Here is a 15286-nt window from a genome sequence, read left to right on the forward strand (position 1 = left end):
AGCCAGTTTCAAAACGCCCCATTTTGGCCGATCTCTGCGTTGGGCTCAAATTTCAATCCTCGAAATACTCGATGTATTCCTGTGGTTGAAATTTTCTCCCGCCTTGAGCTTGACCAAACTGAAACGTTTTGAAAGTGGCTCCTTTGATTAAAAATTGATTTGCTGTTAACCCTGCCATATAGTCTCTCAGTTATTTATCGGCCTCATTTTTCTCCAGGGTTGTATCAATTGAAAGCCTGTCGTTTCCTGAACATAAAATTTCTTTTTGCCAAATTTTATACCCTTCCGATACAATCTTAAGAGTAAATTCGTTGTTACGATATAAGTCAGTAGGATGCAGCGATGTCTCAACATCGGCAGGTATTAAGCTGAAAGGGATATAAACACCAAGACTTACAATACTCCAAAAAAGCGTGAATCCAGGTTGTGTTATCCAATAGCTAACCTTCCTGGTTTTTTTATCAATTTGTTTTTCATATCGCACTGTATGATCTATTGGTGTATCTCCCACATAGTTGTTGTTAATAAGAACCTTTCCATCAGGAACACTTGCAACTGATATTTTTGTTGTCGTGGTTCGGTAATAGGAGCCGCTTGGCTCCCAGGCTGTAGCGCAACCGTTAAGAAATAATATCAGAACACATAAGAGTATGCATAAAACATGTCGATAATATTGCCATCGTGATTTTAATATCTTATTCATAGGTTTTAGCTCCTCTTCTCTCTCTACTAAAATCTTAATCCAACTGATTATAAAACTCTCGTATAGTCCATAAAAGGTGGGTTCTAAAAGTTGTTAATACTCCATCAGTAGTTATGTTATATTTCTAAGAGAGTCGGAAGATAGTATAGCTTCTTGAGTTTTCTCAAACAGGTCTTGCAAAGCCATCTTAAAACGCTTTTCCATATTTGCTCCACCTGTAACAATATTACCAGTTTGTCCCGTGCCAACTCCTTTGACTGTTTCCTGCCACACAGCTTTTCCTTTTGGATCTGTTAATTTCCATTCAACAATAATCGATAATATTGCATTTGAAAAAGCGGTTGCTCCTAATGATTGCTCAACAAAAATTACCTTTGGAGTCATGATATATTTTATCTCAGTATTCTGAGTGGGATTTACACCTTCTAATACTACTGAATTTGCAAAGACTCTTTTCATTAACTGCTCAGTTTGATGTGCCAAATTTTCGCCTATAGGTAAAATAAAAGTATCACCTATTTCCTTTTTTTCCCATTTTACATTGCGAAACTCATCAGTCATAACAAGACCGACAGAAAGATTAATCTTATCATTTACAGGCATCAAATTGATTTCATGAAGTGGTTGGTTGTACAGATGAGTACATCCACTAATAAAGAATATAATCAAAAAAAGGCTTGTAATATAGTGACGATGCTGAAATTTTATATGGTTTTTCATGATTCTATCTCCTCAAATTTAATAATTTAATAATAAATTTTCTGTTAACACTGCCATATAGTTTCTTGGTTATTCATCCGCCTCCTTTCTATCCAAGGTTGTTTTTCCCTGTTCTCCTATCCTGTAAAGCTTTTCCAGCGCTGCTTTGCGCACTTGAAGCGGCAGGATGTATATATGTGATATGTCGAGGAAAGAAGCGATGAAGCCAATGCAGGTATGATTTGAAGGAACTCGGTATCAATCACTCCAAAATCCCCTCACGTCTTGCAATCGCAGCTGCCTCGGTGCGATTATTTGCATCCATCTTGAAAAGCAGATTGCTTACATGGTTGGCAACGGTTCTTATGTCGATTCCAAGCTCTGTTGCGATTGCTTTGTTGTTTTTTCCTTTGTTTATCAATTGCAATATTTCCAGCTCTCTTTTAGTCAATTCATAGCCGTCCTTTTCTGCTGCATGTCGCACCACATTAAGAATTTTTTCGGTCATGAGGGGGGTCAGATACGCATGTCCGCGATGCACAGTGCGGATCGCGTTTACAATAACGTCAGGGTCCTGCACCTCTTTTTTAAGCAGAAACCCTGATGCGCCTGCCTTTACAGCATTCCTTAACGTGTCTTCGTCCGGAAATTCGGTAAATACCAAAACCTTTGTTTCCGGGAGCGCCTTTTTTATCGCAGCAGTGGCCTGAATGCCCAGCTTTACTCCATGGAAAAGGACGTCCATAAGCACGACATCCGGTTTTAATTTTACTGCTCTTTGGAATCCTTCCCCGACTTCCTCAACTGCGCCTACAATCTGAATATTGCCGGCTTTGCCAAGGACAGCAACGAGTGCTTCCCGGCACATCCAATGGTCTTCAAAAATAAAAACTTTGATAAGCATGCTTGTTCCTATAGCATATTTGAATGTCTTTTATCATGAGCAGATACACACAAATAATCTGGTAATTTATTACCAGATTATTTGTGTGTATCGTTCTTTTCGGAAATCATGTCAGATGGAAAAAGCACCGGGAGTGTGAGTATCACGTTGCAACCCTTACCTGGTGCTGTATTAATTTCAACAGTACCGTTTAGCTCTTTTGCCCTGTATTTAAGACTATCAAGTCCTGTGGTACTCCCGCCGGTTTTCTCCTGAAGCTTGAATCCTGTTCCCATGTCTGTAACTTTAATAATTGCGGATTCGTTCGAACGCTGAAGCAAGATCACACCGCTGTTCAGTCCCGAATGTTTCCATGTATTCATCATAGCTTCACTCAAAAAGCGGCGAAAGGACATTACGGAACATAAAGGAAGACAGAGTTCCCGGCATTCCGTTATCACACTCCAGGATAACCCGGTCATGACCTCGGCAATTTTCGCCTCCTCTTCAGCAAGCGGTATGATGTCGCATAATGCCAGGCTATTGCCGTTGCTTTTCCCATTTTTTAGGGTGTCCATAACCTGGTTCATTTCGTTTTTCAGATAATTCATCCCCCGCCAAATCCATCGTATTTCCTCCGAGATTTCATCCTGGGAGGATTGAACGTTTTTTACCAGCGGGTTCATCTTCAGAAGAATGGCGGTTACCATCTGCTTTGCGCCGTCATGCAGTTCCAAAGCAAGCTGTGTGTTTGCCTCCATTTTGGTTTTTTCCACTTCAGCCCGTGATAATATTTCTATTTTTTTCAAGAGTGTGCTGAAGTATCCGAGGATCGCTCCCGCCGTTGTATAAATAAGCCCCGCCCCCATCCGCATGTCCCAGTTGTTGACAAAAAACACCTCCATGCAAGGCAGGCCGCAAGAAGGATCTTTGACCACAGCAGCAATAGTAAGGACAGCCGCTGAGACGTATGCTCCCATCCTGCCATGAACAATGGTAAGCAGGATCATTGAGGTAATGGTATATCCGAAATATGAGCTGCGCCAGCTGCCGCCAATCTGTAAGATTCCCACAGAAATCAGAAGGTCAGCATACAGCAACCACGGGTATTTTTTCAGAACAGCCGTTACTTTTTTATAAAACAACAACGAAAAGACGCTATATGCAAGAAGTGGATATGCTATCTGTCCATACCACTCCAGCATCCAGGCAGGGAGGGTCGGCCTTATGGGTAGAGTAAAAATAACGAGGATAACAGCGACAACGCGAAGCAGTAAAACGGCAAAAAACATTCTGCCTGTATCCGTATAATTTATGTGAGTATTGTCCGCCATTCAAGCTCCTTAAAGGTCATTCAATATTAGTTAAAAAAATTATCGAAAGTTTCCTTGATAAAGTTTTTTAAATATGTCAGTTTAACGCCAGAGAAAAAGGAAGGCATATTTAACACAGGAAAACCTACAGATAGCATACAGATTGATCGAAGTTGATTTTTTAGAATGCTTTCTCAAGAGCTCCTATATTTTAATAGAATTTAATTGATCAGTTCTCATTATTCCTTGTAGATACCAGCTATATCACGACAATAGTTACCTTCAGGAGTTTCAACCACTAAATAAAAAAATTTCTGGCTTATGGGATTCTGTTCGAGAAATGCCTTGGCCGTCAATGCGTCCGGAGCAGTATGGATGCGGTAAATTGCGGTTTGACCCACATCAGACGTGCGGTCTTCACGAAGGAATTTAACCTTTTGTATATCTGTCACCGATTTTTGGGCAACGGTTCTGATATCTTTTATGGGTTCCTGCTCATTATTAAGAATGCCGCCATATTTTAAAAAGCATTCTTTGGTTTTTACCCAGAGATCGCGAGCCAAATCATCGCCACAAAGGATAGCCTCGTACTTGCCATCGTTTCGCCGATAATATCCGAATGTCAGAGTTTCCGTACAAATCAGCTTGCCGCTGTCCCCGGTGCGGTGAACAACGCCGGTATCCAATAATGCCTTCCGAGCGTTTTCTTCATTGTCAAATGTATACAATATAAAGGGATCGAGTTTTTTCGAAGCGTTTCGTGCCAGCCAAAAAACAACAGCTTCCTGATAGGTTTCCTGTCTTGTGCCACGATTATCTTTTTCTTTCCAAATTTTTGTCTTATTACCATCCTCTGCCGAAGCAATGGAAGCGGGAAGCTCCTTGCTTACCTCCTCAATCTCAGCAAGTTGGGTTTGGGCGTGTAGCGCCTCAGTTGTAAGTTTTTCTGGAGCTGTGTTCCGAACAACATCTTGATTTGTTTCAGGCTCGACCTTGACATCATCAATGTTCCTATCGGTATGCTGATGCTCTGTGGCGTGTTTTGATGTAGTGTAAGAAGATATCGGGTCTGGTCCGAAACTATTACTGCCTCTCTGGCCCGCCTGAACCGCAAAAACCAGATTAACTATAGGTACAAAGAACCACCATCCACTATGACCTGTGTCTTGCATCCTGCGAACGCCTACAGCGATAGACGGTATCATAACGGCAAGATGGAAAAGTTCTATGATATAGTCTATTCTAACAAAACTTAACACAAACAAGATGATCATGTTGAATAGAAAGAACATCCAAAATTCTTTGCGCCGAGCTCGTCCATTTAATACCGCATATTTTCTTAACACCTCGAAGTACCAGTTCATGTTGCCTCCTTCTATTATGGTTATTTCGGGCCTCTGGTCAGGGATAAGGTAAAGAGCCAAAAGCTGGCTTAGCCTCTTTCTGATCCACTAATAGTTATTAAACACTTCTTCTGTACTTCGCTTTCCAATATCCATTAGGCGCGATGCTTCATCCCTCATTTTCTTCATGTCTTTGCTGAAATATGATTATACTTTTCCCGCAAGGCACTCTCAGTGCAGGACAATACGTTAGATTCATCACCCCAAGGGGAATTCATAAGCAGCTCTGCAATGTCCTTGTGTCCATTCTCTGATGCCACATACAGCGGGGAAACCTTTTCGTTGCTGATATCATTTACTCTTGCGCCATTCTCCAGTAACGATTTCACTATTTCCAGATTCCCCTGCCGGGAGGCAAGAATTAAAAGTGTCTCCCCATTTGACATTTTTACTGAGACATCTACAGGCTTGATCATACCAAACCAGACCCGGTTTCAATAGGCTTCTCACTTCAGCGATATTACCGTTCTTCACAGCATCAATTAGTTTATTATCCTTTGCGGTACCCATCAAAGCCTCCTTTTCTATTCGCTTATGAGTTTATATATTTTCAAATATTCTCTTTGCCTGTGAGCTTATCAGGGGGTCCTCATGCTTCATCAGTTCTTCTTTCATTGACCCTACGCTGGTGTTTATACATGGGAGCGTATTTGTCTGAGTCGTTCAACAATGCCTGGATTATTATTCAGTTCATAATTGATTTCAAAGGCTTCAATGCTTCTTTCCAACGATAGCTTGCCATGTAAAGGCTTGAAAGGTTAACAAGGGCTTTCCAGTTTTCCTGGTCAACCTTAGTGGCTTCCTCAAAGTCTGCCAATGCTTTATTATCATAACCTTGTTGATAATTAGCAGCTCCACGGTCCAAATACGTACTCGATAAAATTTTCCTAATATCACTTTTATCCGGTAATTTTGAAATTATTGGCGCCAGATCTGCAATCACTTCGTCGAATTTGCCATCCTTCTTCCTGTCAATATAGTATTGTGCTTTGGCCTCAAGTTTATTGATTTCTTTATTGTTTGAAATACTTTTTCTGCTTTTACCCTCATCTATCGGTGTTGAAGAAGCAGCATTTCTTTCAAGAAGATGGGATTTGTTTTTAATAGCCAATTGACGCACACGCTCGACCGTTTCCGGAGAGAGACTGGTATTTATTTTGCTCGAAGTTTTATATTTTAGTTGTTCAAGTACGTTGATCACTTCCGGCTGTCCGAGCTCGCGATACAGTATGCTGAGATATTGAACTGCGGTATGGACACTTTCATAGAGGGCCTCTTTGAAATTCAGGACCTTCTTGAATTCATCCAAAGCCTTTTCTATGACATTCGTCTTTATATACATTTCACCAAGGTTCGCATGCACATACCCCTGCCTCAACGGATCGAGGCCTTTTATAAGCGCCTCCTCAAAACAGCGTATTGCAGTGGCATCGTCTCGATTGTTCATATTCTGAATAGCTTTTTGAAAGGAGTCTCCTCCTGGACCGGCACTGCCAAGTGTTGAGCTTTCAACTAAAATAATGGTTAAATACTCTTGCGTAATCTTGGGAACATGTGTCTTATCGTTTTTGTTAAAATCAGGTAAGTCAGCGGCAGTTGGTTTAGATTTGGCACCATGGGAATTAGTTTCTGTTAAAGGCATTTCGCCTCGCTCAATCGCTTCAACAGCGTTCTTTGCTTCCTTCAGCCCTGCTCCTGTTTGCTCACGATATAGCTTGATCGCCTTGATTTTATTGCCTGTCTGCAAATGCTCATGGATGTGTGAGATATCAATCCCGGCAGACGCGGGTTTATCCTCAATCGTATCATTCAAAACACGCGCCGCATTAACGTCCATAACACGCTGCAACTCTTCTACCGCTTGACCCGTTCTTGGGCTACATTGTAATTTATCCTTATCGTAGTTAAATGCTTTCGCTATAGCCCGGAATGTCTCCATGTCCTTTTCATTGTAATCAAATTTTTCAAGGACCTTAGCGCGTAGATTTGGATCCGTTAAATTTTCTAAAGCAGCATACCGCGCTTCCCAACTATCGCTTGTTAAGGCAACATCAGCAAGTCGAGTTTGATCCGTCAGTCTGTACACGGCTGCACTTCGTATTGTATCATCGGCGTCTTTCTTGGCAATTTCAGCAAGTTTGGTCTGATTAGAAAGTTTCTGAACTGCACCTAGCCGCACAAAAACATTGCTATGTTTCCACTTAGGTCGAAACAGGTCCTTAAATCCCATAGATACCTCCTTTGTTATTTGCTTATCCCTTTTGATATATTTTCAAATAATATAGTTGCCTGTAAGCTTATCAGTGGGTCCTCATGCTTCATCAGTTCTTCCAAGCATGGCACACATTTTGATCCATACAAAATCAAGGTTTTTTCAGCGCCTTCTCTGGTAGCCTGCCATTGGGATTCGTCGTTTATGATTACAAGCATGGTCAGCACAAGCAATGCAAGATGACCGGGATAAATGGCGCCGATATCTCCTAATGCTTGCACTTCTGCAAAACGCAAAAGGGGGGTTGGTTTCAGCAACGTCATTTTTAGCTTGCATGGTTCTCATTTTGAATCAAAAAGTACACCTCCTTTTAAATGAACACAATAGCAGCTACCTATCAAAAGCCTAACAAATTCCAAGCTGAATATCTATCCAGGCAAGCACCTGGGTTACCTGCCCGATTTTATCGAGATGGTAGGGCGAGGCTATTTTAAGAAAACGTTGTAAATATTCTTTGCCTTTCAGATAGTTGCCGATTTTCAGGTAGCTTATTCCGCAGTCATGGAAAATAGGCGGGTAAATACGATCCAGTTCGGTCTTTGAAAGGGTGTAGTCAACACAGGCATCTTTGGGAATCTGCGACAGATCAATACTGAGCGCCTTTTCATAATCCTCTATGGCCGCTATATAATTCTTCTCTTTTGCGAAAAGATAGGCACGTTTGGAATAGGGTATGATATACAAAGGCGTTATTTGAATCGCACTGGTGTAGTACTCGGCCGCTTCTTTGTCTTGCCCGCGTTCCTCGCAAATGCCGCCGATATTCATAAGAGCAATTGAATTTCGGGGATATAACTCCAAAGCCTTATTAAAATCCGATAAAGCTTCCTCATATCGCCCAAGCATTTGATAAGTACTGCCCCGGTTGGTGTAGGATTCATAATGGCCTAACTCAATGGCGCGGCTAAAATCGTCTAGTGCTTTTTCAAATTATTGAAGCCTTCTATAACAGATGCCGCGCTTGTAAAGACTGATGACATTTTTATCATCCAGGGCAATGGCTTTATCATAATCGCTCAGGGCTTTATGGAGTTCTCCCAGATTGTTGTAGAGATTGGCTCTCCCGTTGTAGGAGAGCGGCCGATCCGGAAATAATCGGATGGCCGATTCGTAATCGACCAGGGCTTTTTCTGTCTGGCCCATGTCGGCAAAGGCTGAACCGCGGCTGTTGTAAGCAATCCAGTTGAGTTCGGGCTCATGGGTTGCGCTTAACGCTTGGTCCAGACAGATAACGGCATCCTGATATTGCCCTAATCCAATAAGCGATATGCCTTTATCGAGCATCTCTCTTTTATCCAGCGATTGCATCGATTCTAAACTCTTTGGGATTATTTTGCCGGTCATTTGATAGTAAAGATCGACAACTTCTTTCTTCAAAACATTAAAATCAGGGATGCGCTTAAGCGGATTTTTTTCTAGACATTTTAAAATCACATCGTTGAGTCCGGTTGGGCAGTCACTTCTTTGCTCTTTCGGCTCTATCGGAAATTCCTGAAAATGCTTTTCTCTGTAAAGCCTGTGGGCCAATGCCAAATCATTGTTTTCGTCAACTAAAAAAGGTATGGTTCCGGTGACCATTTCATAAAGCACACATCCGAAAGAATAGATATCGGAGCGGACATCCAGTGGGGTTTTAGTAAACTGCTCAGGAGACATGTAGGCGAGTGTGCCCCATCCGTTTGAGGCTTTCTCGTTGTCAAATGCGCGGGACAATCCGAAGTCGGTTATTTTTAAAGTGCTTTGGTTGTGAATCAGGATATTGGCGGGTTTGATGTCGGCATGCACGAACTGTTTGCCGATACTTCGCATTTTTTTCCGGGCATAGACCATGCCGTCGCAAAACTGCCCGGCAAAATCAAAAACTGTTTCCAAAGGCAGGCGCCTGCCGGTCATGTGGTCCGCTAAATCAAGGCCATAATTAAAATTGCTTGCGATGTATTCTAAAAAAATGTAGGGTCGAAAGTATATGTGTGCCACTGAATAGGCCCGGACGATATTGCTGTGACTATCCAGATGTATCCAGGTTGCAGCCTCCTGAATGAATCTATTAACGACCTGATTGTTGGATAAAAACCTGTCCCGAAAGGTTTTTAAAACGATCATTTCCCTTTCAAATTTGTTGTAACAGATAAAAACAAGGCCCATGCCGCCTTTTTTGATATCAAAGATTTCATAATGTCCATCTATGATTTGGCCGATTTCCCATTTTTCAGACATGAAATACACTTTCGATTATTACAGGTCCAGGATATAACCATAGCCGCGGATGTTGTTTAGAAACCGGCTGTATGCGCCTAATTTATGGCGCATACGCATCATAAGCACATGAATCTCTTCTTCCGATGTAAAAGGCTCACCTTTTTCATCCCTGGCTCTTTCGGGCCAGACCGCTTCTTTAATTTCCGAATGGCTGACTACTTTTCCCCGGTTTTTATAAAGAACGCCAAAAAGTTCGTAAAGGTTTCCCCTCAAAACGATTTTTTGGCTCTCAATAAAAAGCTCTCTGCGGTCAGCATTGAACCGGATTTGCAATTCTTCCGATTCTTCATGCATGGTTACTGTTGTGGGCTTCACCTCGTAAGAGAATAAGAGTATGGCCGTATCATTGGCCAGGCGCAGGCGGTCGCCGTTGCCAAGCTCATAAAAGGTTGATTTCTCCAATTTTTTGTCGTTGATTTTCGTCCCGTTTTTACTATTTTTATCAACGGCCTGATATGATCCATTCTTCCATTCGATTAAAAGATGATTACGTGAAATGACAGGGTTGCTGAATGCAATATCCGGTTCGTCCGCAGAGAATTGACGTCCTATGGAGATACTTTTTTTAGATAAAGGAATGAGAGTTCCTTTGTCGTAAGGGTTGCCTTTTTCAATAAATATATATGCTTTATGAATTCGGGACATGTTTACTACAACATAAGTGATTGTTCCCGTTCACTCCGCTCTAAAGATAGACTGAGCGGCTAACGTTATTTCCATCAGAACAGTTGAATTAAAAATTGGTTGGAATAAAAGCATGTTATTTAGAGCATGTCAATATGAAAAGGCCATAATGCCAGGTAAACCTTATTTGGAATTGATGTATTATTTTTAAAAAAGTAAAGAGTTTTATATTTTTTTTCTTGACAATTGTTCATTCAACCAGCTATGTGAGCCGAAACAATTACTTTAAGTTATGAATTTTTTATGTGAGGTTATGGGAGTTATAAGTCGTGTTTTCTCAGATGCTGCAAGCCGGCCTATATGATTTTTTCTTTGTTTTTATTTTTTTTATAGTTTCCCTTGCGTTGCCGGTTGTTATGGTAACGTTAAATTCCTTGATAGGTCCTAACTATCGTGGGAAAAGGAGAGGGGAGACTTATGAAAGCGGTGTGGCTCCAATCAGAACTGCCTGGATCCAATTCGGAGCATCCTATTATCTTTTCGCCCTGATTTTTTTAGCCTTTGATGTGGACGTACTTTATCTCTTTCCGGTGCTCATGGTTTATGGTCAGGAAGGATCTGGTTATGGCGAATTGATTGAACTCTTTATCTTCCTCTTTATCATTTCTCTGGCGATTGTATATGCCTGGCGGAAAGGAGTATTTGAATGGAGATAGAGAAAAGTCCATATTGTGCAACTACAATGGCTACAGATGGAGCGCCTGCAGTACTGGGATTTACTTCTGTTCAGGATTTATTGAATCTGACAAGGGTTAATTCTTTATGGCCCATTACTTTTGGAATTGCATGCTGTGCTATAGAGATGATGGCCGCAGGAATGGCCCGCTTCGATCTTGACAGGTTCGGGACTATTTTTAGAGCAAGTCCGCGACAATCCGATGTTATGGTTGTTGCCGGAACAATATCAAAAAAACTTGTTCCGACTATAAAAAATCTTTATGAACTGATGCCCGGTCCAAAATGGGTTATGGCGATGGGCAATTGCGCTATTTCCGGCGGGCCGTTTGCTTATGAAGGGCAGTACGCAATAATTAACGGAACGGACAAGATAATTCCCGTTGATGTTTATATTCCCGGATGTCCCCCACGCCCGGAGGCTTTTATCCAGGGACTTCTTAAATTACAAACCTTGATTAGTAAAGGAACAATGGATGCTAACCGAAGGGCAGAAAAAGCTGCTAGAAGAGCTGCAAAATAGTCTGGCTAAATCAGTACCTGAAGCAGATATCAGCCAGAGTGATTATGCCCGTACAGGCTATCACCTGGAATTTAAGTCGAATCAGGTTGGTATGCGCAGGGTAGCTTCGGCTATGAAAAACAGGCGATTTAACCTGGAAACCGTCACAGCGGTTGATTTCATAGATTCATTTGAGATCGTTTACCTTTATTTTGATTATAATCAGGAAAATATCCGTGTAATGGTTCGGATACGTGTGCCCAAAGATGAACCGCCTTTTACTATTTCGGCGATTTATACGGGTGCTATTTGGCTGGAACGGGAGGTTTACGACTTTTTTGGTATCCAATTTAAAGAACACCCGGATTTAAGGCGTATACTCAATCCCGATGATGCAGATTATTTCCCATTACTTAAGAACTTCGGTAAGACTACTATAACCGATGAAATAGATGATATGACATGTTGACCATCAAAACCGTAGACGACATAAATATTAATGAGCGGCTTTATCAGCTCAATCTAGGCCCTCAGCATCCGAGTACCCACGGAGTTTTGCATTTTTTGCTGACACTTGACGGCGAAGTTGTAGTCAAAGCTGAAATGCTTATCGGCTATACGCATCGGGGCCATGAGAAAATGGCTGAAAACCGAATCTATGAACAGTTTTATCCAAATTCTGCACGAATGGATTATCTTTCCGGCATGATTTTCAATACCGGATATTGTGAAGCTGTTGAAAAGCTTTGTGGTATTGAGGTTCCAAAAAGAGCGCAGTATATCAGGGTTATTACTTCAGAGCTTAATCGTGTCGCCAGCCACCTTCTTGGAGTTATGGATTTTGTTATGGGCTTAGGGGCATATACACCTTTTCTTTATGGGTGGGATGACCGTGAACAAATACTTGATCTGCTTGAGACGATTACCGGATCACGTCTTACCTATAATTATAGCCGGTTTGGCGGAGTTCGTTTGGATATCGATCAGGCTTTTTGCGAAGGTGCCCGGCGTTTTATAGATCGGCTCAGAGGGCGGTTCAAACTCTACAATGATTTGATAACAGGGAACATAATATTTATAAAACGTACCACCGGAGTTGGAGTTATCAGCAAGGAAGTGGCACTTGAATATGGTGTTACCGGTCCGGCATTACGCGGCTCCGGTGTAAGCTATGATGTGCGTAAAAGCGAACCCTATTCATCATATCAGGATTTCAAGTTTGAGATTCCGACAAGGGAAGAAGGCGATTGTATGGCCCGCTATCTGGTACGGATGGCCGAAATGGAGCAAAGTTTAAACATTATTGAACAGGCTTTGGATAACTTGCCTGAAGGCCCGATTCGTTCAGACGTAGCCCGCTTTGTAACACCGCCTGTCAAAGATTGTTATTATTCCTTTGAAAGTGCCCGTGGCGCTGTTGGTTTTTATATAGTCAGTGATGGTACGCGTATTCCATATCGTCTGAAAGTGCGCGCGCCTTCTTTTTCTAACCTATTTGTTATGAGTAAGATTGTTCCTGGACATTTTGTTGCCGATCTTATTGCTATTTTTGGCAGTATCGATGTAACGGTTCCGGAGATTGACCGGTGAATATGACACAACTTCCTATTATTAAAGATATTTATGGATTTTTAGGCCCGGATATGATGGCGGGTGTTGTAGGGCTTCTGCTTGTTTTAATGTTTGTACCTTTAAATTCCGCTTTCCTTGTATACGTCGAGAGAAAGGTTGCGGGACATATACAACTTCGTCCCGGTCCTATGGAAGTCGGCCCTCATGGAATTTTACAGAGCCTTATTGATGCAGTAAAATTGATGTGCAAAGAAATGATAACCCCTGATGCAGCAGACAAACCTCTTTTCTGGCTGGCTCCCTGCATAGCTGTAATTCCGGCTATTGTTTGTTTTGTTGTGATTCCTTTCAGCTCGGTAATGCAGATCAGAGAGATGAATGTGGGTATTTTATTGATCTTTGCATTTTCAAGTATTTCAGGTTTATCATTATTGATGGCCGGATGGGCTTCAAACAATAAATATTCATTGATTGCCGCTGTCCGGGCTGTTGCTCAGAGCATAGCTTATGAAATACCGCTTCTGCTTTCCGCAATGTCGGTTATTCTCATGAGCAATTCTTTTAAGATGAGTGAAATTGTTGCAGCTCAATCACCATATTTTTGGAATGTTATGGTGCAACCGGTTGCTGCTGTTATTTTTATTATCTGTTCAACGGCAGAAACGAACCGGGCTCCATTTGACCTTGTTGAAGCCGAATCCGAACTGGTTTCAGGATTTCATACCGAATATACCGGTATGAGAGATGCTCTGTTTTTCATGGCGGAATATACAGCCATGTTTATAGCTTCTTCCATGGCCGTAGTTCTGTTTTTTGGCGGTTGGCATGGGCCTTTTTTCTCCGGAATTTTCTGGTTTGTTCTAAAGGCTTACTTACTTGTTTTTGTTACCGTCTGGATAAGATGGACTTTCCCAAGGCTTCGTTTTGATCAGCTTATGAATTTTGCATGGAAAGTGCTTATTCCGATAGCTCTTGTAAACCTTTTGGTAACGGCTATTTTTATTAAGGTGTTTTAATGAATACTCCGTATGGCTTCAAACAGTACGTTAAAGAAATATATACAGGATCAAAGAGCCTCCTCATAGGTATGAGGGTAACTTTTCAACATCTCTTTAAGCCTATTGTTACGGTTCAGTATCCACGTCAAAAACCTGTAATGACTCCTCACTTCAGGGGACATATCGAAGCCATTATGTTTGATGACAACAAGAGCCACCACTGTGTTGCCTGCGGGTTATGTGCGCGAACCTGTCCTTCGCATGTTATTAAAGTTCAGGGGGAAAAAACAAAGGCTAGTGATAAAAAATACGGAAAAAAGTATTTTATTGATTTTACAAAGTGTAGTCTTTGCGGTTTGTGTGTTGATGTTTGTCCTGAAAAGACGCTTAAATTTTCCAATGAATATGAATTGGCCTTTTTATCTCGCTGGGATGGGGTTATTGATATAATGCAACGGCTTGAGGAAAGTAAATGACAACCACGATTTCAGATCTGATACCGCCGATTATGGTAGCGCAGGCTGCCTTTGCGCTGATGATTGTTTTCACGCTATCAGGTGCATTTTTAGCGGTAATACCGAAAAAAATAGTACATAATATTTTGGGCCTTTGTCTTGCCATGTTTGGAATAACAGGGGTTTATCTTTATCTTGGCAGCCAATTCGTAGCTATGATGCAATTGCTTATATATGTCGGTGCTATCTGCATGACTTATATATTTGCGATAATGCTTTCACCTCCGCTTGAAAAAGAATTGCCAAAAAGGAATAAATTAAAAGTTATAACTTCGGCGGCAGTAAGTTCGGTTGTTTTTATCGTTATGGTCAAGATGATTATGAGCCTTAAATTTGAACCACTGACAGATATAACCCGTGACTGGTCCATCAAAGCTCTTGGGCATGAACTGCTTGGCCGTTATTTTCTTGTTTTCGAATTGATTTCTCTGCTTTTGGCCATTGCAATTATAGGTTCTATTATGGTCGCAAGTTTTGTCCGGAAAAAGGATTAACACATGGAATGTCTTACAACATATTTAATTCTTGGCGCTTTGTTATTTTGTATCGGAATATACGGAATATTACAGCATTCCACTCTTATAGGTATGCTTATCGCAACCGAACTGATGCTAAACGGTGCTGCCATTAATTTCATGGCCTTTAATATGTTTTTATCAAAAAACCCGGCATCAGGTCAGATATTTACTTTGTTTATCATGGGTGTTGCGGCTGCTGAGGCTGCCGTTGCTCTGAGTATTATTATTACCGTCTATCGTAATTTTAAGACAATTAATGCTGATAGTGTCAGCGAACTGAAAGGTTAGAT

Annotated in this window: 19 protein-coding genes; 8 read left to right on the forward strand and 11 right to left on the reverse strand. The window is 41.4% G+C overall.

Features of this window, described 5'->3' with window-relative positions:
• Window positions 1-190: 190 nt before the first annotated feature.
• The 11 genes from KKC46_17075 to KKC46_17125 form a co-directional block, all read right to left on the reverse strand.
• Window positions 191-703 carry a hypothetical protein gene (locus KKC46_17075; GenBank protein ID MBU1055514.1) on the reverse strand — a complete coding sequence of 171 codons (513 nt, stop codon included), beginning with the start codon at window positions 701-703 and terminating at the stop codon, window positions 191-193.
• A gap of 111 nt (window positions 704-814) precedes the next feature.
• Window positions 815-1423 carry a hypothetical protein gene (locus tag KKC46_17080; GenBank protein MBU1055515.1) on the reverse strand — a complete coding sequence of 203 codons (609 nt, stop codon included), beginning with the start codon at window positions 1421-1423 and terminating at the stop codon, window positions 815-817.
• 241 nt (window positions 1424-1664) lie between these two features.
• Complete coding sequence (locus KKC46_17085) at window positions 1665-2306, reverse strand: response regulator transcription factor (GenBank protein ID MBU1055516.1); 642 nt, start codon at window positions 2304-2306, stop codon at window positions 1665-1667.
• Between the two features lie 77 nt (window positions 2307-2383).
• Window positions 2384-3619: a hypothetical protein gene (locus KKC46_17090; protein ID MBU1055517.1), complete on the reverse strand. Its 1236-nt coding sequence runs from the start codon at window positions 3617-3619 to the stop codon at window positions 2384-2386.
• Between the two features lie 218 nt (window positions 3620-3837).
• On the reverse strand, window positions 3838-4962 hold the full coding sequence (locus KKC46_17095) for a DUF805 domain-containing protein (GenBank protein ID MBU1055518.1): 1125 nt from the start codon (window positions 4960-4962) through the stop codon (window positions 3838-3840).
• Between the two features lie 164 nt (window positions 4963-5126).
• A complete protein-coding gene (locus KKC46_17100; GenBank protein MBU1055519.1) occupies window positions 5127-5417 on the reverse strand; it encodes an ankyrin repeat domain-containing protein in 291 nt (96 codons plus the stop codon).
• Between the two features lie 269 nt (window positions 5418-5686).
• Window positions 5687-6838, reverse strand: a complete 1152-nt coding sequence (locus KKC46_17105; GenBank protein ID MBU1055520.1) for a ribosomal protein L7/L12 — start codon at window positions 6836-6838, stop codon at window positions 5687-5689.
• Window positions 6839-7245: 407 nt separating this feature from the next.
• The gene (locus KKC46_17110) at window positions 7246-7536 is read right to left on the reverse strand and encodes a hypothetical protein (protein MBU1055521.1); all 291 of its coding nucleotides are present in this window, start codon (window positions 7534-7536) and stop codon (window positions 7246-7248) included.
• Between the two features lie 82 nt (window positions 7537-7618).
• Window positions 7619-8119 (reverse strand): tetratricopeptide repeat protein, encoded by a 501-nt coding sequence (locus tag KKC46_17115; protein ID MBU1055522.1) that lies wholly within the window; start codon window positions 8117-8119, stop codon window positions 7619-7621.
• Between the two features lie 84 nt (window positions 8120-8203).
• Window positions 8204-9490 (reverse strand): protein kinase, encoded by a 1287-nt coding sequence (locus KKC46_17120; GenBank protein MBU1055523.1) that lies wholly within the window; start codon window positions 9488-9490, stop codon window positions 8204-8206.
• 18 nt (window positions 9491-9508) lie between these two features.
• The gene (locus KKC46_17125) at window positions 9509-10177 is read right to left on the reverse strand and encodes an FHA domain-containing protein (protein ID MBU1055524.1); all 669 of its coding nucleotides are present in this window, start codon (window positions 10175-10177) and stop codon (window positions 9509-9511) included.
• 320 nt (window positions 10178-10497) lie between these two features.
• Here KKC46_17125 and KKC46_17130 point away from each other — a divergent pair, with 320 nt between their 5' ends.
• From KKC46_17130 to nuoK, 8 genes are read left to right on the forward strand one after another with little or no spacing between them, the layout of a single operon-like run.
• Entirely contained in the window at window positions 10498-10872 is a 375-nt protein-coding gene (locus tag KKC46_17130) for an NADH-quinone oxidoreductase subunit A (GenBank protein MBU1055525.1), read from the forward strand.
• Between the two features lie 26 nt (window positions 10873-10898).
• Window positions 10899-11414 carry an NADH-quinone oxidoreductase subunit B gene (locus KKC46_17135; GenBank protein ID MBU1055526.1) on the forward strand — a complete coding sequence of 172 codons (516 nt, stop codon included), beginning with the start codon at window positions 10899-10901 and terminating at the stop codon, window positions 11412-11414.
• Window positions 11368-11862: an NADH-quinone oxidoreductase subunit C gene (locus tag KKC46_17140; GenBank protein ID MBU1055527.1), complete on the forward strand. Its 495-nt coding sequence runs from the start codon at window positions 11368-11370 to the stop codon at window positions 11860-11862. The genes KKC46_17135 and KKC46_17140 overlap by 47 nt, the downstream gene beginning before the upstream one ends.
• A complete protein-coding gene (locus KKC46_17145; GenBank protein ID MBU1055528.1) occupies window positions 11856-12983 on the forward strand; it encodes an NADH-quinone oxidoreductase subunit D in 1128 nt (375 codons plus the stop codon). Before KKC46_17140 ends, KKC46_17145 begins: the two co-directional genes overlap by 7 nt.
• Window positions 12984-12985: 2 nt before the next feature.
• Window positions 12986-13981, forward strand: a complete 996-nt coding sequence (gene nuoH, locus KKC46_17150) for an NADH-quinone oxidoreductase subunit NuoH (protein MBU1055529.1) — start codon at window positions 12986-12988, stop codon at window positions 13979-13981.
• Window positions 13981-14439 (forward strand): NADH-quinone oxidoreductase subunit I, encoded by a 459-nt coding sequence (locus KKC46_17155; protein ID MBU1055530.1) that lies wholly within the window; start codon window positions 13981-13983, stop codon window positions 14437-14439. Before nuoH ends, KKC46_17155 begins: the two co-directional genes overlap by 1 nt.
• 32 nt (window positions 14440-14471) lie before the next feature.
• Window positions 14472-14972: an NADH-quinone oxidoreductase subunit J gene (locus KKC46_17160; protein MBU1055531.1), complete on the forward strand. Its 501-nt coding sequence runs from the start codon at window positions 14472-14474 to the stop codon at window positions 14970-14972.
• Window positions 14973-14975: 3 nt separating this feature from the next.
• Window positions 14976-15284: an NADH-quinone oxidoreductase subunit NuoK gene (gene nuoK, locus KKC46_17165; GenBank protein MBU1055532.1), complete on the forward strand. Its 309-nt coding sequence runs from the start codon at window positions 14976-14978 to the stop codon at window positions 15282-15284.
• The last annotated feature ends 2 nt before the right edge of the window (window positions 15285-15286 follow it).

The organism is Pseudomonadota bacterium (assembly GCA_018817425.1).
Taxonomy (GTDB): Bacteria; Desulfobacterota; Desulfobacteria; order Desulfobacterales; family RPRI01; genus RPRI01.